Source organism: Obesumbacterium proteus (assembly GCF_001586165.1).
Taxonomy (GTDB): domain Bacteria; phylum Pseudomonadota; class Gammaproteobacteria; order Enterobacterales; family Enterobacteriaceae; genus Hafnia; species Hafnia protea.
This window is the reverse complement of sequence record NZ_CP014608.1, coordinates 3,505,006-3,524,698: the sequence shown is the minus strand read 5'-3', so window position 1 is coordinate 3,524,698 and position 19,693 is coordinate 3,505,006. Positions and strand designations below refer to the sequence as shown.

At 47.8% G+C, this 19,693-nt stretch carries 16 protein-coding genes, 1 other RNA gene and 1 pseudogene; 9 read left to right on the top strand and 9 right to left on the bottom strand.

The features are described 5' to 3' along the window. Positions 1–42: 42 nt before the first annotated feature. The 4 genes from DSM2777_RS16715 to DSM2777_RS16700 form a co-directional block, all read right to left on the bottom strand. The gene (locus DSM2777_RS16715) at positions 43–792 is read right to left on the bottom strand and encodes a DUF4123 domain-containing protein (RefSeq protein ID WP_061554606.1); all 750 of its coding nucleotides are present in this window, start codon (positions 790–792) and stop codon (positions 43–45) included. Further along, on the bottom strand, positions 793–2,958 hold the full coding sequence (locus tag DSM2777_RS16710) for a type VI secretion system Vgr family protein (protein ID WP_071889930.1): 2,166 nt from the start codon (positions 2,956–2,958) through the stop codon (positions 793–795). Positions 2,959–3,182: 224 nt separating this feature from the next. Next, entirely contained in the window at positions 3,183–4,004 is an 822-nt protein-coding gene (gene ppsR / locus DSM2777_RS16705) for a posphoenolpyruvate synthetase regulatory kinase/phosphorylase PpsR (protein WP_046459540.1), read from the bottom strand. Between the two features lie 118 nt (positions 4,005–4,122). Further along, positions 4,123–4,470 carry a DUF3024 domain-containing protein gene (locus DSM2777_RS16700; protein ID WP_061554605.1) on the bottom strand — a complete coding sequence of 116 codons (348 nt, stop codon included), beginning with the start codon at positions 4,468–4,470 and terminating at the stop codon, positions 4,123–4,125. A 528-nt stretch (positions 4,471–4,998) separates the two neighbouring features. Between DSM2777_RS16700 and ppsA the strand changes: the two genes are divergently transcribed. Next, positions 4,999–7,374 (top strand): phosphoenolpyruvate synthase, encoded by a 2,376-nt coding sequence (gene ppsA, locus DSM2777_RS16695; RefSeq protein ID WP_061554604.1) that lies wholly within the window; start codon positions 4,999–5,001, stop codon positions 7,372–7,374. A 106-nt stretch (positions 7,375–7,480) separates the two neighbouring features. Here the strand turns inward: ppsA and rprA are convergent. Beyond that, an RNA gene (gene rprA, locus DSM2777_RS16690) (antisense sRNA RprA) lies at positions 7,481–7,603 on the bottom strand. Positions 7,604–7,904: 301 nt separating this feature from the next. After that, positions 7,905–9,005 carry an AI-2E family transporter YdiK gene (gene ydiK / locus DSM2777_RS16685; RefSeq protein ID WP_046459537.1) on the bottom strand — a complete coding sequence of 367 codons (1,101 nt, stop codon included), beginning with the start codon at positions 9,003–9,005 and terminating at the stop codon, positions 7,905–7,907. Between the two features lie 697 nt (positions 9,006–9,702). Between ydiK and ydiJ the strand changes: the two genes are divergently transcribed. The 3 genes from ydiJ to zntB all read left to right on the top strand — a co-directional run bounded on the left by ydiJ (position 9,703) and on the right by zntB (position 14,317). Then, complete coding sequence (gene ydiJ / locus DSM2777_RS16680; RefSeq protein ID WP_061554603.1) at positions 9,703–12,759, top strand: D-2-hydroxyglutarate dehydrogenase YdiJ; 3,057 nt, start codon at positions 9,703–9,705, stop codon at positions 12,757–12,759. Continuing rightward, complete coding sequence (gene menI / locus DSM2777_RS16675; protein ID WP_046459535.1) at positions 12,756–13,175, top strand: 1,4-dihydroxy-2-naphthoyl-CoA hydrolase; 420 nt, start codon at positions 12,756–12,758, stop codon at positions 13,173–13,175. The genes ydiJ and menI overlap by 4 nt, the downstream gene beginning before the upstream one ends. A 134-nt stretch (positions 13,176–13,309) precedes the next feature. Then, on the top strand, positions 13,310–14,317 hold the full coding sequence (gene zntB / locus DSM2777_RS16670) for a zinc transporter ZntB (protein WP_418009418.1): 1,008 nt from the start codon (positions 13,310–13,312) through the stop codon (positions 14,315–14,317). Between the two features lie 386 nt (positions 14,318–14,703). On the opposite strand, the gene ttcA is transcribed toward zntB, so the two are convergent. Together ttcA and DSM2777_RS25120 are read right to left on the bottom strand one after the other, a co-directional pair. Further along, on the bottom strand, positions 14,704–15,642 hold the full coding sequence (gene ttcA / locus DSM2777_RS16665) for a tRNA 2-thiocytidine(32) synthetase TtcA (RefSeq protein ID WP_046459534.1): 939 nt from the start codon (positions 15,640–15,642) through the stop codon (positions 14,704–14,706). Between the two features lie 138 nt (positions 15,643–15,780). Further along, positions 15,781–15,873: pseudogene (locus DSM2777_RS25120) on the bottom strand (site-specific integrase); the annotation flags it as partial. A gap of 106 nt (positions 15,874–15,979) precedes the next feature. Between DSM2777_RS25120 and DSM2777_RS16660 the strand changes: the two are divergent. Further along, positions 15,980–16,366, top strand: a complete 387-nt coding sequence (locus DSM2777_RS16660) for a hypothetical protein (RefSeq protein WP_061554601.1) — start codon at positions 15,980–15,982, stop codon at positions 16,364–16,366. Positions 16,367–16,514: 148 nt separating this feature from the next. On the opposite strand, the gene DSM2777_RS25090 is transcribed toward DSM2777_RS16660, so the two are convergent. After that, entirely contained in the window at positions 16,515–16,646 is a 132-nt protein-coding gene (locus DSM2777_RS25090; protein WP_257724758.1) for a hypothetical protein, read from the bottom strand. 386 nt (positions 16,647–17,032) lie between these two features. On the opposite strand from DSM2777_RS25090, the gene DSM2777_RS16655 reads away from it, so the two are divergent. From DSM2777_RS16655 to DSM2777_RS16640, 4 genes are all read left to right on the top strand, one after another. Then, positions 17,033–17,554, top strand: a complete 522-nt coding sequence (locus tag DSM2777_RS16655; RefSeq protein WP_061554600.1) for a GNAT family N-acetyltransferase — start codon at positions 17,033–17,035, stop codon at positions 17,552–17,554. Between the two features lie 152 nt (positions 17,555–17,706). After that, positions 17,707–18,468: a helix-turn-helix transcriptional regulator gene (locus DSM2777_RS16650; protein WP_061554599.1), complete on the top strand. Its 762-nt coding sequence runs from the start codon at positions 17,707–17,709 to the stop codon at positions 18,466–18,468. Further along, a complete protein-coding gene (locus tag DSM2777_RS16645; protein WP_061554598.1) occupies positions 18,468–19,268 on the top strand; it encodes a PhzF family phenazine biosynthesis protein in 801 nt (266 codons plus the stop codon). The genes DSM2777_RS16650 and DSM2777_RS16645 overlap by 1 nt, the downstream gene beginning before the upstream one ends. Positions 19,269–19,295: 27 nt before the next feature. Continuing rightward, entirely contained in the window at positions 19,296–19,670 is a 375-nt protein-coding gene (locus tag DSM2777_RS16640) for a RidA family protein (protein WP_046459529.1), read from the top strand. Positions 19,671–19,693: the final 23 nt, after the last annotated feature.

The following is a 19,693-nucleotide window of genomic DNA, read 5'->3' as shown; positions in this document are numbered from 1 at the left end:
GGGTATACATCACAGGATGCCTCAAAATCATCTGACATCGTTTTACCCCTTTTCTAGTTCAGTGATGATACGTTGAATAAAATCAGCACGTTGGCGACGTTCTGGCGTGATTAACAGGTTCAAACGTTGGCGCAGCACCGGTTCTGCCCAGCGCGCATAAATCATGGGATGCTCTTCGCGCAGCATTTGTAGAAGATTATTGACCTGTGGTTCGGGGTTTTTGGCGGACATTCTTTCGATCAGTTCTGGCGGAATATGCCACCACGGTGAGGTAGGAATATCGGCGTCACTGCCGATTGAGCAGGCGAAAGTGTTTCCATCCACCCAGTAGTCTGAAAATACGGGGAGGACGGTATGCCATTTATCACCGATGAATTCGAGATGTTGCCTAAAGTATCGCCCGTCCCAATAGCGGAAGAACACGGCTTGCCCATTGGGCATGAACACCTGTGTTAACCCCGCAAGATGTTGGGTGATCACCGACTCGGGAAGCGGAGAGCGTGCGAGCCAACCCCATGCAGGAGTGGCATGCTCTTCTACCCAGGTTAAAAAAGGGCTATAGGGAGACAGCTCAACCAGCATTGGCATAACCGGATACCAGTTGGCATAAGGCGTATCGGTATAAAGACCCTGCGGTGTGCGTTTTCCATCCAGTGCGTAATAGGCCTTGAGAGCTGCGCCACCATTGGTGCTGGCCAAAATGGCATAGAGTCGAGAGTCGCTGGCCTCGGTGTTTTTTATCCAGCGCGAAACACTAACCACGTCTTTTTCGGATGAACGCTCGGTATTCATTTACCAGCAGCCTCCTGGTTTTAGCATATCGTCAATAGGCGGTGGTTTATTGCCAGAGCTTCCAAAGCAGCCATCAGGGCCGGAGTTATGCTTATCGCTTCCGGAGTTGTTGCCTGCGCCGCCGTTATCATTTCCACTGTTGCCGGTTCCGCCGTCATCACCAAACCCACAGCCGCCGTCTTTGCATTTTTCACACTCTTCGCAATAGGGCGCTTCGGCTTCAAACGTTTCTAACTGGGCTGGCGTTAGCGGTGGCGGCACGGCTAATTTCAGCGCCTCAAGGGGAGACTTTATGGAGAGTGCAGAGCCGCTTCCCGCTGAGCCTGAGCCAATGTGCACGCCCGCAGACATATAAATGCCCGAGGGGTTGAGCGTGATAAATTTTCCACCGGCTTTGAGGGTTAACTCGGTTCCTGCATCGATCACCACTTTGCTGCCTGCGCTGTAGTGAATTTCTTTACTGGCCTTCACGATGTGCGATTTGCCGATTTGCTGTTGCAGACTTGCTCCTATTTCAAGCGAAACATCACCGCTGATTTTACTGCGCATTTCCCCTTGAATAATTTCGTGACGATCGCGGGTTAATTCAGTGATTTGGTCTCGTTCTATTTTGTGGTGCTGGTCGCGTAAGATTTGCCATTGCGCGTCGTTTTCAACCCGTGCGTGGAAGTCTTTTTGAGCACGTAAATAAAGTTCTTCTTTGCCGGAGGTATCTTCGAAAGAGAGTTCGTTATAGCCTTGGCCTTTCAGGGTTTTACTGCGCAAAACCGTTTTGGTTTTATTGGCGGGTAAGGCATACGGGGGATGATTGAGCGCGTTGTAGGTCATTCCGGTGACGATAGGTCGATCGACATCGCCGTTAAGGTAAGAAACGATCACCTCTTGCCCAATGCGTGGGATGGCCATCATGCCGAAGCCGCTGCCGTTCCAGCCTTGCGATACGCGTATCCAACACGATGCTTTTTCATCCGCTGGGTTATAACGATCCCAGTGAAAATGCACGCGAATGCAGCCATCTTCATTCACATAGATCTCTTCACCCGCGGGCCCCACCACGGTTGCCGCTTCGTCACCGTCGGCGGTAGGTTTGTAGCGGTAGGGCGCGCGCCAATCGGTTTTCCCCGGAATGAAGCGAAAATGATTCGTTAGCGTGGTTCCCTGATGATGCTCGCCGTTATCTTGCTCAAGCGCTTCAGGCATTTTTCCATGATGCTCAATGGTGATGATTTGCCATTTGTCATTCATGGCGGCAACGGGGTGTTCGGTGAGCGTAAATATCTCGCCCGGCATCAAGGCAGCACAGTTTGACTGACCGGTTCCCGTGCGGCTGTCGGCTTGCAGTTGTTCAATGCGATATTTGGTTAACGGAGTTGCTTCGCCGTCGTTTTGAAAACGACCATAGCTTTCAAAAACTGAAAAAGAAGTGGGTTTACGCGCACTGCCGTTAGGCCAGCCATCGAGCTGCAAGCGGTCGGCAGGGTTAAGATAGTTACGGTCTTTTTGCACGGTTTTTTGCGGGCGCATATGTGCCCCAAAGCGCCATTGAGAAATGATATCGCCAGAAACAGCGCCTTTTGGGTGCGGGTTATAGGCTAGGGTACAGCCCGTTACCATGCCTAAATAGCTGTCGCTATAACACAACCCTTTGGGTTCAAACCAAAAGACAAAGCCTTCTTCGGCCGCCATACGGGTGAAGAACTCGAAGCCTGATTCACGTTTTTGTGTCACATACTCATGCGCTGGGTGGGCGTCTTTCATCATCACACAGCTGCCCTGAACGCAGTGCTGCTTGAGTAATTCGGTCAGCAGGTCAGGCACGGACTTTTGATGATAAATACGGCTGTCTTGGTCAAGCGTCATCACCCACATGGCGGGGCGGACGGTGAGATAATAATAGGTGCGACGAAAGCCGGAATCGCCCTGTTCGGCGCTGGTAACGACGCCGGTGACGATGCGCTTAACATCGCCGTCAACGGTAATGGTCAACACGGCACTTTGTAGCAACTGTGACTGCATATCGATGCTATCAGATGTGCTGACCAACGTGAGGGTGAGCGTGAACAGCTCGGATAACCCTTCGCTCAAGTTGAATTCGGCAACGTCAAACGTCTCAATCGGTAGAGCACCGATTTGACAGGAAAAATAGAGACCAGTATCCATTGGCATGGTGCAACGTTCCTTATAGAAACTCTATTGGGGAAGTAGAAAATCGTGAGGGGGAAAATATCGTGCTTGATGGGCTTTGTATGCAGTTAATTAATTACGCTACTGAGATTAACTATTTGATTTAAATGTATATTAATGATTGTTTAATGCAGATTTAATGATGGGAACAGTAAAGACATGAACGCCGAGCAGTCAACGTCGGCGTTTTTAATCGGATAGATGAACTAATACATCCGTCGGCTTAACCCCAACGTATCGAGGATCTTGGTAGCAATCTCTTCGACCGAGTGATTGGTGGTGTTGAGGTAGCGGATTTGATTTTTGCGATACAAGGCTTCAACTTCGGCTAGCTCCAATCGGCACTGGCGCATTGAGGCATAGCGGCTGTTTTCTCGGCGTCCTTCGCGAATAGCGGCTAATCGGTCAGGGTTTATCGTTAGGCCAAAAAGCTTGTGCTGATGGGCTTTAATCGCAGGTGGTAGTTGGAGGTTATCCATATCATCGGCGGTAAATGGGTAGTTCGCGGCGCGGATACCAAACTGCATGGCGAGGTAAAGACTGGTAGGAGTTTTTCCACAGCGAGAAACTCCGAGTAAGATAACCTGAGCCTGATCAAGATTACGCAGAGAAATGCCATCATCGTGTGCGAGTGTGTAGTCAATGGCCGCGATACGGGCATCATACTTTAGTAGGTTATGTTCCGTCAGACCGTGGGTGAGATTGGCGACGTGAACCGGATTCATTCCCAACTCATCCTGCAACGGAGCCACCAGCGCTCGAACGATATCCTGACAAAATCCTTCGCTGCTGTGAATAATTTCGCGAATTTTAGGCGAAACAATGGAATAGAACACCAGCGGGCGTGATCCGGTACGGTGATAGATATCGTTAATTTGCTGGCACACGGCTTCTGCACGAGTTTCAGTTTCTACAAAGGGTAGGGTAAATGAGGTGATGTCGACGGGAAATTGTGACAGTACCGCGTGACCGAGAACTTCGGCGGTAATTGCCGTGCCATCTGAAATATAAAATACGCTTCTTTCCACTCCGCGCTCCTGTAGGGACTTTTCTGACGTAGTTCCTACTCTAGCGCACTCACATTTTATTTACATATTTTATATTTCAAACTGCAAGCATGCGAAAACATGCTTTAGCGGCATGCTTTTAACCGAAGAAGCAGCCAAATTCATCGCGATCGACAATACGCATCGCAATACTGAAAGAGGGTACTGCATCATCTTGATAGAGATGCCATTCGGCATTAGGGCGCATCCAATAGAGGGTCCATTGTTTGGAGTCTTCTACATAGGTCACCTTTATAGAAGGCTGTTCAACCATTTTGGTTTTTTTGCCTTCGTCTGAGGCATGTAGCTCAAAAATGTCGATGTCGTGGCCCGTAATTCGATATGAAAGGTCATTTTCATGGCGCAGGTTTTCGGCGGGACGACGCTTCGATAAAAATAAATCCATACAGCGTTTAATATCTTGGAGCTCTAAATCGGTAAAAATCATGGCAATAACCTTAAATGTAAAATCTTTTGCTGTGATGTTTAAACAACTAACTCGATAGAACGGGATAAAAACAGATACGGCTGGCGACGGATTGATTAGCCAGAAGGATAACGTTTGAGGGAAAAACGTGTCAGGAACTCATTCACGGATGAAAATTATTGAATGCGTTTAATTACTGAAATTGACTAATCACACAGTAAACTAACACTAAAATTGATTAATAGCTATTCAAAGCCTTCTGGGCTCTGGTTTTTCAGTTTTATCTGTTGGTATATGGATTAATTAACCAAGGAAATCGTTTGCCTGTACCAAACCGATTGTCCTTCAGCTTTCTATGGTTTTTTGCTGACGGATTTCAGCCATCCTGAGTAGAAAAGTGCGGTTTGAAGAAAATTCATGATATTCACCAATAGGTGGATCGATTCACCTGTCTTGGCGAAACCCCACATTGTGCTAGTCTGAAAACGCCGGATTTACGGCCACAATTATTTTCTGTACCCATCTTTGAATGTGAAAAGGATTGTCTCGATGTCTAGTAATGGCCCTGACTTGCATAACGTGCTTTGGTACAACCAGCTCGGCATGCACGATGTTGATCGGGTGGGGGGCAAGAATGCCTCTCTGGGAGAAATGATCACCAATCTGTCTGAGCTTGGTGTTTCGGTGCCTAATGGTTTTGCTACTACCGCACAGGCATTCAATGATTTTCTGGAACAAAGCGGTGTTAACCAGCGCATTTATGATTTGCTGGATAAGACAGATATTGATGACGTAACACAACTGGCCAAAACGGGCGCACAGATCCGTCAGTGGGTCGTTGAAACGCCATTTACTCCAGCATTAGAGCGTGACATTCGTAGTGCTTATCAACAACTGGCACAAGATAATGCCGATGCATCCTTTGCCGTGCGTTCATCCGCGACGGCTGAAGATATGCCTGACGCGTCATTTGCCGGTCAGCAAGAAACTTTCCTCAACGTTCAAGGTATCGACGCGGTGATGGTCGCGGTGAAGCATGTGTTTGCCTCGCTGTTTAACGATCGCGCTATTTCCTATCGCGTACATCAAGGCTATGACCACCGTGGCGTTGCACTCTCTGCGGGCGTGCAACTAATGGTGCGTTCTGATTTAGCTGCCGCCGGTGTGATGTTCACTATTGATACTGAGTCTGGCTTCGATCAGGTTGTTTTCATTACTTCAGCCTACGGTCTGGGTGAAATGGTGGTGCAGGGGGCGGTAAACCCTGATGAGTTTTACGTTCACAAACCGACGCTGCAAAAAGGCAAACCAGCGATTGTGCGTCGTACCATGGGTTCGAAAAAAATCCGGATGGTGTATGCCGAAAGCCAAGAGCACGGCAAACAGGTGCGTATTGAAGATGTTGAAGACAACGCCCGCAACCGCTTTAGTTTGAACGACCATGAGGTGGAGCAGTTGGCGCATCAGGCGCTGATGATTGAGCAACACTATGGTCGTCCAATGGACATCGAATGGGCGAAAGACGGGCACACCGGCAAGCTGTTTATCGTTCAGGCGCGTCCAGAAACCGTTCGTTCCAATGAGCAAGTGATGGAGCGCTACCAACTGACGGGTCATAGTGAAGTGCTAACCGAAGGCCGAGCCATCGGTCATCGCATTGGTGCCGGTCCGGTAAAAGTCATCCATGATATCAGTGAAATGAACCGTATTGAGCCGGGTGATGTGCTGGTGACGGATATGACCGATCCCGATTGGGAACCGATCATGAAGAAGGCATCGGCCATTGTCACCAACCGTGGTGGACGTACCTGCCACGCGGCCATTATCGCGCGTGAACTGGGTATTCCTGCGGTGGTGGGCTGCGGCGATGCGACGGAACATTTGCGTGACGGTCAGAAAGTCACGGTTTCCTGTGCCGAAGGCGATACCGGCTATGTTTACAGCGATATGCTGGACTTCACGGTGCATAGTTCTCAGGTTTCGACTATGCCTGACCTGCCGCTGAAGATCATGATGAACATTGGTAACCCGGATCGCGCCTTTGACTTTGCTCGCCTGCCAAACGAGGGCGTAGGTCTTGCGCGCTTGGAGTTCATTATCAACCGCATGATAGGCGTGCATCCGCGTGCGCTGCTGGAGTTCGACCAGCAAGATGCTGAGACTCAGGCCGAGATTAAGCAGATGATGCAAGGCTATGACAGCCCCGTTGAGTTTTACATCGGTCGCTTGACGGAAGGGATCGCGACGTTGGCGGCTGCATTCTGGCCAAAACGCGTTATCGTGCGCCTGTCTGACTTTAAGTCTAATGAATATGCCAATCTCGTCGGCGGTGAGCGTTATGAGCCACATGAAGAGAACCCAATGCTGGGCTTCCGTGGCGCGGGTCGCTACGTTGCAGATAGCTTTAAAGATTGTTTCGCGTTGGAATGTGCAGCGGTAAAACGTGTGCGTAATGATATGGGGCTGACTAACGTTGAAGTGATGATCCCGTTCGTTCGTACCGTGGCGCAGGCCGAAGCCGTAGTTAAGCAGCTGGCATCGGAAGGGCTTAAACGCGGCGAGAACGATCTTAAGGTCATCATGATGTGTGAAATCCCATCAAATGCTCTGCTGGCTGACCAGTTCCTTGAACATTTCGATGGCTTCTCCATTGGCTCAAACGACATGACTCAGCTTACGCTGGGGCTGGATCGCGATTCCGGTGTTGTTTCTGAGCTGTTTGATGAGCGCAATGAAGCGGTTAAGGCGCTGCTTTCTATGGCGATCAGAGCGGCTAAGGCTCAGGGGAAATACGTGGGTATTTGCGGGCAAGGACCGTCAGATCACGAAGATTTTGCCCGCCGGTTGATGGATGAAGGCATTGATAGCTTATCCTTAAATCCAGATACGGTAGTTCAAACGTGGATTAATTTGTCGGAAAAATAGATTCGGCGATAAATTAAACGAATCTTCAATCGAGCGACTGTTATTTACAGTCGCTTTTTTTTTAAATTTAAGATGTTTTCGATGATTTATTCTGCTGGAAAAATAATAAAAAAAAAGCCCATCATAGGGTGATGGGCAAAGACTACACACAGCAATTCGGTAAGAAGTTACGCTTAAACAACGCGGCTCCTTTAGAGGTACTTAGCAATCTAAGTTACTGAACATGATAGGTATGGTGGCTTAGATCGTCTTTAAGAATCATCTGAATCAGAATGGGTTATATTATATAACCCATTTTTAGTTATTACGATAGTTTGTTGTCAGCATATTTAAGAATAATCTTTAATGGTTGGATAATTAACCATAAATAAAAAAGTTAAGTATTTATTTATGATTAAATTAAGAAAAAACTTAAGGATATTCTTAATTGTGTCGCTTGCTTATCTAAAATAAGCGTTCTGGGTGTGAATAATCTCAATTAAAAACGGGGCCATTAGCCCCGTTATAATATATCGATGTTTTGGTTCTGCTTAGAGCTGATCTAATTCGCGTGCGACTTGCTCAACGTCTTTCACCGGTTCAGGTGCTTCATGAACCCAAGCAGAGACTAAGCGATAAGAAACGGCAAGCACCACCGGACCGATAAACAGACCGATCATACCGAAAGCTAACAGGCCGCCGATAACGCCAGACAAAATGAGTATCATCGGCAAATCAGCCCCCATGCGAATCAGCGCAGGACGCAGGAAGTTGTCCAGCGTACCCACAACACAACTCCACACGAGTAGCACCGTCCCCCAGGTAGTATCACCGCTCCAATACAACCAGATGATGGCAGGGACCAACACTAATAACGGCCCAAGCTGTGCTAAACAACAAATGAACATGAGCACGGTAAGCAGCGTGGCGTAGCCAATTCCGCTGATCGCCAGACCAATACCGCCGAGAACCGATTGAACAAGCGCGGTAACGACGACACCGAGCGCGACAGCGCGAATAGCTTGAGCAGCAAGAACGACTGCCGCATCGCCACGTTCTGAGCCTAAGCGAATGGCAAAGTGGCGAATACCTAAAGCGACATCTTCGCCGCGGCTATAGAGCAGCGCGCTGAATAACAGCATTAGAGAACAGTGCAATACGAATGAACCGACATGCGCGGCTTGAGCAACAAACCACGTGATGGTTTGGCCAATGTAGGGCTGTATTTTGGCGATAATAATGCTGCCGCCACCGGCTAGCATGGAATGCCAGCTGTTATACAGCTTGTGCCCAACGGCAGGAATGCTTTTTAACCAAAGCAGATCGGGAATTGACCAGTTTTTCGCGGACGATGCCCACTCAAGAACGGGGCCGCTATTATCAATTAGGCTGCCTATCACGAGGGCAATAGGAATAATGAAAAGTAGCAGCAGTAATAATGTCATGAGTAACACTGCAATCCAGCGCTTACCCCAAAATATACTCTGCAATTTAATTAGCACCGGCCAAGTTGCGATAACAATCATGCTGGCCCATGCGAATCCAAGAATAAATGGTTGTACCACCCAAAGGCAGGCGACAATCATCAACGATACAAACAGAACCCCGAACATGATGCGGGGGAGATCGTATTTGTGCTGCGGTTTATACATTTGAAATCCATCCTAAAATAGAACATTAAGTTCCCTATGCCTATGATGACCCATCACGGGTAAAAACCCTAGCGTCACTATGTAAGAAAGCATAGCAGGTGGATGTTATTTAAGCGTGGAGATTCAATCTAATAAGCCGATACCTCACAGCCGCGGAATACGATGAGCAAAGGACATACGGCGATATCATTTAGTTGCTGGTGAAATAATGAACGATAAATGCCACCGTCGTGACTGCTGCAAATAACTGAGCACAAAATTCCACAGAGGTTTTAGGGAAATAAGACATAAAATGCACCTAATGAAATAATCAGAGTTGCAGTATCCATTTCGAACCTTAACGAAACATTAAGAAAACTGAGATTCTGATTTTTATAGGTAAAGTGAGAAGACGTGAATGCTCAGCAGAATGTTCGACTAACATCGCGCTTAGCTAGCGATATGTTTTGCGCAGTTGCAATCGCATTGTTATCAAAGGGTAAATTTTGTTGCTACTGACATCGGCAGCCGTGCTTTTTTTGTGATAGCTTCTTAGGTTCACGCTTCATACTTAAGCCACTCAGCGAAGCGCATGAATAATAAAAAAGGGGGGATCTGCCTTTCAGATCCAGGCACTGCGCGTAGGTGCAGACAGTTTTGATGTGAGCACGCTTTGATAAGCCTTATTTGATAAGCAACCATGACAGGGTTGAGACGGATGATCCCACAAATTTCTCAGGCACCAGGACTTGTTCAGCTGGTGCTGGATTTCTTGCAATCGCTGAAAAATAACGGTTTTACCGGCTATATGGATACCAGCTATGCGGCACGCCTAACCATGGCCACCGACAACAGCATTTATCAATTATTACCGGATGCGGTGTTGTTTCCGCGTTCCACGCCCGATGTGGCATTGATTGCCCGCGTAGCAGATGAAGAGCGCTATCGCTCGCTGGTGTTTACTCCGCGCGGCGGTGGTACCGGGACGAACGGACAATCGCTAAACCGCGGTATCGTAGTGGATATGTCCCGCCATATGAATCGTATTCTGGAGGTTAATCCAGAAGAAGGCTGGGTAAGGGTTGAAGCTGGGGTTATCAAAGATCAGCTTAATCAATATTTAAAGCCTTTTGGCTACTTTTTTGCACCAGAACTTTCCACCAGTAATCGCGCTACGCTTGGCGGAATGATAAACACCGATGCTTCAGGGCAAGGTTCACTGGTGTATGGCAAAACGTCTGACCATGTATTAGGGCTGCGAACCGTGTTGTTGGGCGGAGAGCTTCTGGACACCGCTCCCGTTCCGGTTGAGCTGGCGGAGAAGCTTGCGCAAAGTGGCTCACTGGGAGGAAAAATCTATCGCGCAGTGGTGGATTCCTGTCGAAATAATCGTGCGCTGATTATTGATAAGTTCCCCGCGCTAAACCGTTTTCTGACCGGCTATGATTTGCGCCACGTGTTTAGCGATGATATGCAAACGTTTGACCTGACTCGCATTATCACCGGCTCCGAAGGGACGCTGGCGTTTGTAACCGAGGCCAAACTCGATATTACTCCGCTCCCGAAAGTGCGGCGGTTGGTGAATATCAAATATGACTCCTTCGACTCTGCGCTACGCAACGCGCCTTATATGGTTGAGGCGAAAGCGCTGTCGGTAGAAACCGTGGATTCACGGGTTTTGAATCTGGCGCGTGAAGACATTGTTTGGCACTCCGTTAGCGAAATGATTTTAGATGTTCCCAATAAAGAGATGCTGGGGCTCAATATCGTTGAGTTTGCCGGTGACGATCTGGCGTTGATTGATGCGCGTGTTACCTCATTATGCCAACGCATGGACGAGCTGATGGCGGCACAGCAAGCCGGAGTGATTGGTTATCAAGTTTGCGAAGATCTCTCGGGTATTGAGCGTATCTATGCGATGCGAAAAAAAGCGGTGGGGCTACTGGGCAATGCGAAGGGGCAGGCTAAGCCGATCCCTTTCGTGGAGGACACTTGCGTACCACCACAGCATCTGGCCGATTATATTGCTGAGTTTCGCGCATTGCTCGATAGCCACAATTTAACCTATGGCATGTTTGGCCACGTTGATGCGGGCGTTCTGCATGTGCGACCTGCCTTAGATATGTGCGATCCTCAGCAGGAAATGCTGATGAAAACGCTGTCTGATAAAGTGGTTGAACTCACGGCCAAATACGGTGGTTTGCTGTGGGGAGAGCACGGTAAAGGCTTTCGTGCTCAATACAGCCCTGAATTCTTTGGTGACGCGTTGTTTACCGAACTGCGCCGTATCAAAGCCGCGTTTGATCCTGACAATCGACTAAATCCGGGAAAAATTTGTTCTCCACTCGACTGCGATGAGCCGATGATGCAGGTTGATGCCCAAAAGCGTGGAACCTTCGACAGGCGCATTCCGCTTCAGGTACGAACCGAATATCGCGGTGCGATGGAGTGCAACGGCAACGGTCTGTGCTTTAACTTTGATGTGCGCAGCCCCATGTGCCCGTCGATGAAAATCACTGGCGATAGAATTCATTCACCTAAAGGTCGAGCAACGCTGGTGCGTGAATGGCTGCGGTTGCTTTCCGAGCAGGGGGTTGACCCGCTAACGCTTGAGCAAAAATTGGGTGAACGATCTACCGTGCGCGGAATGATTGAAAAAACGCGTAATTCTTGGCACGCGAAAAAAGGCGAATATGATTTCTCGCATGAGGTCAAAGACGCTATGTCAGGCTGTTTGGCCTGCAAAGCCTGTTCAACCCAATGCCCCATTAAAATTGATGTTCCGGGCTTCCGCGCTCGATTCTTACAGCTGTATCACACGCGTTATCTGCGGCCGGTACGTGACTATCTGGTTGCAGGCGTTGAAAGTTATACCCCGTTGATGGCGAAGGCACCGAAGGTATTCAACTTCTTCTTCAGCCAGCCGTGGTTGCGCACTATGAGCGAAAAACGTATTGGTATGGTGGATTTACCGTTACTGTCGACGCCAACACTTAAACAGTCACTAGCTGGGCACAGCGCCTACCAAACCACGTTGGAACAGCTCGAAAAACTGGGCGAGCAAGATCTCCAGCGCCATGTGTTGATCGTGCAAGATCCCTTCACGACTTACTATGATGCTCAAGTCGTGGCAGATTTTGTCCGGTTGGTTGAGCGCTTAGGGTTTCAGCCCGTTCTGCTGCCGTTCTCGCCCAATGGTAAGGCGCAGCATATTAAAGGCTTTCTCACTCGCTTTGCCAAAACGGCACAAAAAACGGCAGACTTCCTCAATCGCGTTGCGCGCTTGGGGATGCCGATGGTGGGGGTCGATCCCGCTTTAGTGCTGTGCTACCGCGATGAGTATCGTGAAGTTTTAGGTGAGCAGCGTGGGGATTTCAGCGTACAGTTAGTTCACGAGTGGCTGCAAAAAGCATTGCCTCAGCCGCCGGAGACACCTCCTCAAACTGGGGAATCATGGTATTTGTTCGGCCACTGTACTGAAACGACGGCATTGCCTGCGAGCACGCAACAATGGCAGAAAATATTTGCCCGCTATGGTGCTACCTTGGAAAATGTTAGCGTTGGATGCTGTGGAATGGCAGGAACTTACGGCCATGAAAGTAAGAACCTTGCTAACTCGCTGGGTATTTATGAGCTATCGTGGCATCAGGCACTGCAACGCTTGCCGCGTCAGCGCTGTCTTGCTCCGGGATATTCTTGCCGCAGTCAGGTTAAACGCATTGAAGGAAATGGATTACGCCATCCTCTACAGGCACTTTTGGAGATTGTTCGATGATTTGGAAACGTGCGGCAACGCTTGAGCAGCTTAATCAAACCGGTGCCGATTGTATGGTCGGTCATCTTGATATCCAAATTACCCGCATGGGTGATGATGAACTCGAAGGGACGATGCCGGTCGATCGTCGAACGACGCAGCCTTTTGGACTGCTGCACGGCGGAGCTTCCGTGGTATTAGCCGAAACGCTAGGCTCACTGGCTGGGTATCTGTGCAGTGAGGGCAAGCAACAGGTGGTTGGGTTAGAAATTAATGCTAATCACATTCGCGCGGTGCGCGAAGGGCGAGTGCGAGGTGTGTGCAAGGCAGTACACGTTGGTCGACGTCATCAGGTGTGGCAGATAGAAATTTTTGATCAGCAAAATCGCTTATGCTGTACGTCGCGGCTTACGACCGCGGTGATTGACCCTGCTTAAATCATGATGCTTATTTCTACGCCCTTTAGCCAATCTGAAGGGCGTATTTATTTACGCCATATGTTGAGTGAAATTTCCCTGAAGGTTTAAATTTCAAAACGTTAAGGCTAGTATTAGATATCGTTTTTTTGCGACTGAAAGAGGATGCCGTGACTGATACTAATGTCATTTCGGGTGAACAGTTAAAAATTCAGGATGCTGTTTATGCTTTGCAGCTCGATGGTAAGGGCGGAAGCGTTCCGGTTACGGATCTCACGCAGGCGACCTGCGAACATCCTTGCTGGCTGCATTTGGACTATGCGCGCCAAGAAACTCAACGCTGGCTGACAAATTCTGTGCTGTTGCCTGACTCCGTTCGCGAGTGTCTGGGCGGTGAAAGCATGCGTCCGCGGGTGACACGCTTGGGCGATGGCACCATGATTACGCTGCGTAGCATTAACTTTAATAACGATTCACGCCCCGATCAATTGGTGGTCATACGGCTTTATATGACGGGCAAGCTGGTGGTGTCGACGCGCCATCGTAAAGTGTATGCCATTGACGAAGTACTGACCGATCTGCAAAACGGCACAGGCCCTGTAAGCAGCGGCGATTTATTAGTACAGGTTGCTGATGCGCTCACTGACCATGCCAGCGAATTCATTGAAGACCTGCATGACAAAATCATCGATCTTGAAGACAACCTGCTCGATCAACAGGTTCCTGAACGCGGACAGCTTGCGCTCATCCGCAAACAGCTGATTGTGCTACGTCGCTATATGGCTCCACAGCGTGATGTTTTTGCCCGCTTGGCCAGCGAGCGTTTGCCATGGATGACCGATGACGATCGTCGTCGCATGCAGGACATTTCAGATCGTCTTGGTCGCGGCTTGGATGACTTGGACGGCAGCATTGCGCGTACTGCTATTCTGGCCGATGAAATTTCAAACCTGATGGCGGATGCGATGAACCGCCGTACCTATACGATGTCGCTGCTGGCCATGCTTTTCCTGCCAACGACGTTTTTAACCGGGCTGTTTGGGGTGAACTTAGGGGGTATTCCCGGCAGTACGTCGCCGGTTGCGTTTGCCACATTCTGCTTTTTGCTAGTTTTGTTGTGTGTTTTCGTTGTGGTCTGGTTAAAACGTAGTAAATGGTTGTAAATACTCACGGCAAAATTTTTGTGGCAAATCAAAGAAATCGGTATGAATAGCCAAAACAGCCCGCGATATTGAGCCATATCAACATTTATCCTTTAGAGGTAGGGCAAACTTCATTTCGCAGGTGAATGCAACGCCAAGCGATGGGCGTTGCGCTCCATATTGTCTTACTTCCTAATTTTTTGAATTATTGCATAGCACATTTAATTCGTAACATGCCGACTTTTAGTCGGCATTTTTTTTGCCTTTACATGGTGGCTGTATATAAATACAGTAGCTCGAGCAAAAGAGACAAACCTCTTTAAATTGGCTTTTTATTGTGCGTAGTATTGAATTTTAAGTATAAAAAAACGCCGCATGAGCGGCGTTCACTATTTATAAACCTGCCATCACTTCACTTCAACTACATCCAAACGTACCGCGTTGTCAAAGTTTGGGGCATCTTCATCATCAGCCAATCCGACAGGGATCAGCGGCAGCTCTTCGCGGTCAAACGCCAAATCACCGCCGTCGACAACTTCGCCGCCGTGCTGAATACCTTTAAAATCGAACAGATTAATATCAGCAAGATGCGAAGGTACTACGTTCTGCATCGCGCTAAACATGGTTTCGATGCGGCCAGGATGACGGCGATCCCAATCACGCAGCATATCTTTGATGACCTGACGCTGTAAGTTTGGCTGTGAGCCACACAGGTTGCACGGGATAATTGGGAAAGCGCGCGCTTCAGCAAAACGTTCAATATCTTTTTCGCGGCAGTAAGCCAGCGGACGAATAACGATGTGCTTGCCGTCATCACTCATCAATTTAGGTGGCATACCTTTCAGCTTGCCGCCGTAAAACATGTTTAAGAACAGCGTTTGCAGCATGTCATCACGATGATGGCCTAACGCAATCTTGGTCGCGCCCAGTTCGGTCGCGGTGCGGTACAGGATCCCACGACGTAGGCGAGAGCAGAGTGAGCAGGTGGTTTTACCTTCTGGAATTTTTTCTTTAACTATTCCATAGGTATTTTCCTCAACGATTTTGTATTCCACGCCGATGCTGTCCAAATAAGCAGGCAGGATATCTTCGGGGAAACCAGGCTGTTTCTGATCCAGATTCACAGCGACCAAGCTGAAGTTGATAGGTGCACTTTGTTGCAGATTGCGCAGGATTTCCAGCATGGTGTAGCTGTCTTTACCACCGGATAAGCAAACCATAATACGGTCGCCTTCTTCGATCATGTTGTAATCGACGATGGCTTCACCCACATTGCGGCGCAGGCGTTTTTGTAGCTTGTTGAGATTGTATTGTTCTTTCTTGTTGATGGTTTGTTCTTCTGACATTGAATATGTATCCGGTGTTATGAGGCTCGCAGGGTTAAGTGCCCAACGCGCAATAATCATTTTTTGATCTGGCAGGCTCAGGCCTGATGAACAAGGCCAACTGCATCTAGCCTACGCGGCTATCGCCAGTTCTACTTCGTGGCGTGTATGGTACGGATTACGGCGACGAATTCCAGCGGGTTTTACAGTTTTATTCTACAAAGCGCCGATAGCAGAAGCTGAAGAGTGAGGACTTTACTTGTGTATGATCAGCAAATGATGCACACAAAAATAGGTATAATCTGCGCAATAGCAATTGCACAGTAGCCACATATATATGAATTGTAAGATTTTTAGTATGTTACTGGCGTCGCTGGCTTTAAGTTCGTGTATAGCTCAAGAGCCTAAAGATATTTCTCTAGACGATGCTGCAATTATGATTAACGACAAGGATGTGCAAAATGACGGTGTAGTACAAAGTCAATTGGTTGGTGTGATAACAGGAGCCCGTTGCCTAGAAGCTTTAAGCTTTTTAATGAAAGAAGACCCAAAAGAATACGATGAGCTTGCGGGTGCCTATCATAACATCGCTGAAGGATATCGGTTTTTAAATGAAAACAGTGCGAGTATGGATCAGGATGCTCGTGAAATGTATTCGATGTCACTCAGTATGAGAAAAGACTTACTTTGCTCAAAGCTTAGATTTGCAGGTTTTCAGCTTATAAAAGAGAAAATGGATTTTTAGGAAAATATATCCACCATTAATGTGGTGATGGGGTATTTCTCGTAATGCTTCACTAGTTATTCAATAGATGATGAGTGTGTCGTAGCCAGAATCATTGCGATATGGCATATAGACTTAAAAATCCCTCGGTTATGAGGGATTATGTATGTTAAGCGCAATACCCGCCTTTATGATGAGAGCCTGAGCCACCGTAGGGATGCTCGCCTTTTGGGCATGCGATTGCTGATGCCGAAGCGGTTCCAAGCATTGCTACAATAAATAACGCTAAAATCTTTTTCATTAATCCGTCCTTAATTAATATTGAATTCATTTGCGATGGATATGTGTTATCGCTAACTATAAATATCCATCGGTAAGTGTATAGGTTTATTGTATATTGATCGATCGGAAATGAATAAATAAATTAATATTTTGCCATGATATCTAAGGGTTAAAATGATTCACACTCCATATATCATTTGAATTTATAAATGTTTGTCGTGTTAATTATTGTTCGATGAATTAGTTATTGTCGGTGGGAAGGGGGTTAGGGCTTGGCTGCATTGTTTATCAGACAATAAAGCTATTGGATAGCCAATGATGGTGAAGGTAAATTACTGTCTCAATCATGAATAAAATGTATAATTTAACTATTCTTTATGTAATTCACCACTGAGAAATATAGCAATGACCATAACGCTTCGTCATGAAACACCGCAGGATATCGCGACCATAGAATCAGTAACCGCCAGTGCATTTTTAAATGCGGAACATACCGATCATAACGAGCATTTGATCGTTAACGCTCTCAGAGATGCTGGCGCACTCACGCTTTCGCTGGTGGCACTCGATGATCAACATCTCGGTGCTCCACACATAGTGGGCCACGCATCTATTTCACCAGTCACGATTAGCGGTGGTGAGTCTGGCTGGTATGGTTTAGCGCCGGTTTCCGTCCTTCCCGATTTTCAGGGGAAAGGGATCGGTTCTGCGCTGGTTAAACAAATTCTGGTTGAATTGAAATCTATTGGTGCTGCGGGATGTGTCGTGCTGGGCGATCCGGCTTTCTATAGCCGTTTTGGATTCGTTGCCGATGATTCGTTGGTCTTGCCAGGGGTTCCGGCTGAATATTTTCAGACCTTGTCCTTTAAAGGACAGGTTCCCGTCGGTACCGTTGAGTTTCATGCCGCATTTAGCGTAACGAGCTAAATTTACCTACATCGATCTAAACGTAAACGCCATAAAGCCTAATCGGTGGTTTTATGGCTAATTTCAACATAATGTTGAAATTATGATTTTTCGTTGATATTGTATCCTCCATTCTCTGTATGCGCCTCGACGCTATCTGGTATTCAGCCTCTATGAAGACTTCGGTAAACGATCCTTGTATTTCTGATGTTACTGATCCTGCCATCATCAGTGAACGTACATTAGTTGTTAAAGTATTACGCAGTGCAGTGCAAATGCTGGGGTGCGTTGTCGGGCGCAATACCGAAGTCGTATTGCATGATCTGACTAATCCTCAGAACTCAATATTGGCAATTGCGAATGGACATGTTTCTGGGCATCAAACAGGTAGCTCTGTTTTAGCTGGGCCGCAAAATGACAGAGGATTTTCTGCCGTGATGCAGGAAATCCAAGACGTTTCAAACGATGAACCTTCTGTGGTGGGGGGGTATGAGACGTTGACTCGCTCTGGCAAAAAGCTGCGCAGTGCGACAGTAGTTTACCGTGACGCTCAGGGACATCCGTTTGCTAGTTTGTGTGTTAACTCGGACGTGAGTGGCATTGAAGCAGCTCAGGCGTGTTTAGCCCAACTTTTGGCGACGGGCACGCAGCCTGAAAGTCAGTCATCAGAGCCACCAGATATGGAATATCTGATGACGGAAATTATTCAGGGTGCTATGCAGCATAGCGGCACGAAAAACGGTGCCATGAATAAGAAAGCTAAGCTTGAAGCTGTACGTCAGATGCAGGATCGCGGCATATTTATCGTGAAAGGTGGAGTGGAAAAGGCCGCGAAGGCGCTAGGTGTCACTCGCTATACGATCTATAACTATCTGGAAGAGATCAGACAGAGCCAAAATGTTGCCAAATCTCAGACATCATCGAGGAAAAAATAATGCAAATTGAAATCTTTCAGGTAGATGCCTTTACTGCGCGTGCGTTTGGCGGTAACCCCGCAGCGGTATGTCCGCTAGATGAATGGCTTGATGACAACACGTTGCAGCAGATTGCGACTGAAAATAACTTGTCTGAAACCGCATTTTTTGTGCGCAAAGATGAAATGATAGAGCTTCGCTGGTTTACTCCGCTGGTTGAAGTTGATCTCTGCGGTCATGCCACGCTAGCCACAGCATGGGTGCTGTTCAATCATTTTCAGGAAACAAGCCGTGTGTTGAATTTTTCAACGCGCAGCGGTGTGTTGAGTGTGACGCGCGACGGTGATTTTTTGGCAATGGATTTTCCTGCCAAGTCGCCTATTCAGGTCGCGACTCCTGATGGAATGGCTCAGGCACTCAATCTATCGGCGCCTATTCGTGAAGTTTACAAGGCGGATGATTACATTGTGCTGGTGGATTCGCCTGATGATATCGAAAACCTTGAGCCAGATTTCTCTCTGCTAGCTAACTATCCCGTGCGCGGCGTGGTCGTTACGGCGGCAGGCCACGAGTTTGATTTTGTTTCTCGTTGGTTTGGCCCTAACGTTGGCGTGAATGAAGATCCTGTTACCGGCTCTGCACATACTTGTTTGGCTCCGATTTGGGCAGAAAAAATGGGTAAGAGTGTTCTTACCGCCCAACAAGGCGGGAAACGAAAAGGGCAGTTACGTTGCCAACTGCATACCCACGCCAACGGAGAGCCTCGCGTTATTATCAGCGGGCAAGCGGTGCTTTATCTCCATGGGACGATAACCGTTTAATTTCTAACTTGCCTTAAGGTGAAAACAATGACGACAAATATTCATCGCTTTGCCAGTGAATTGCCTTTTCCGTTTGCTAAAGCCGTACAAGCAGGGGACTTTCTGTTCTTATCAGGACAGGTATCAATGTCTGCAGAAGGTAAACCGATTTATGGCAGCGTTGCGGAACAAACTGAAAACATTATGCAAAGCATCGCGAAAACATTAAGCGACTGCGGCTCTGATTTAGATTCAGTGGTTAAAGTGACAGTCTGGCTATCGGACATGAAACACTTCGCAGAATTTAACCAAGTCTATGCCACCTATTTCAAGCAAGGCTTCCCTGCGAGATCGGCAATTAGCTGCGATCTTGTGATGGGATTAGATGTTGAGGTCGAAGTACAGGCCGTTATTAAAAAATAACCCATATTTAGCATAAAAAGGCC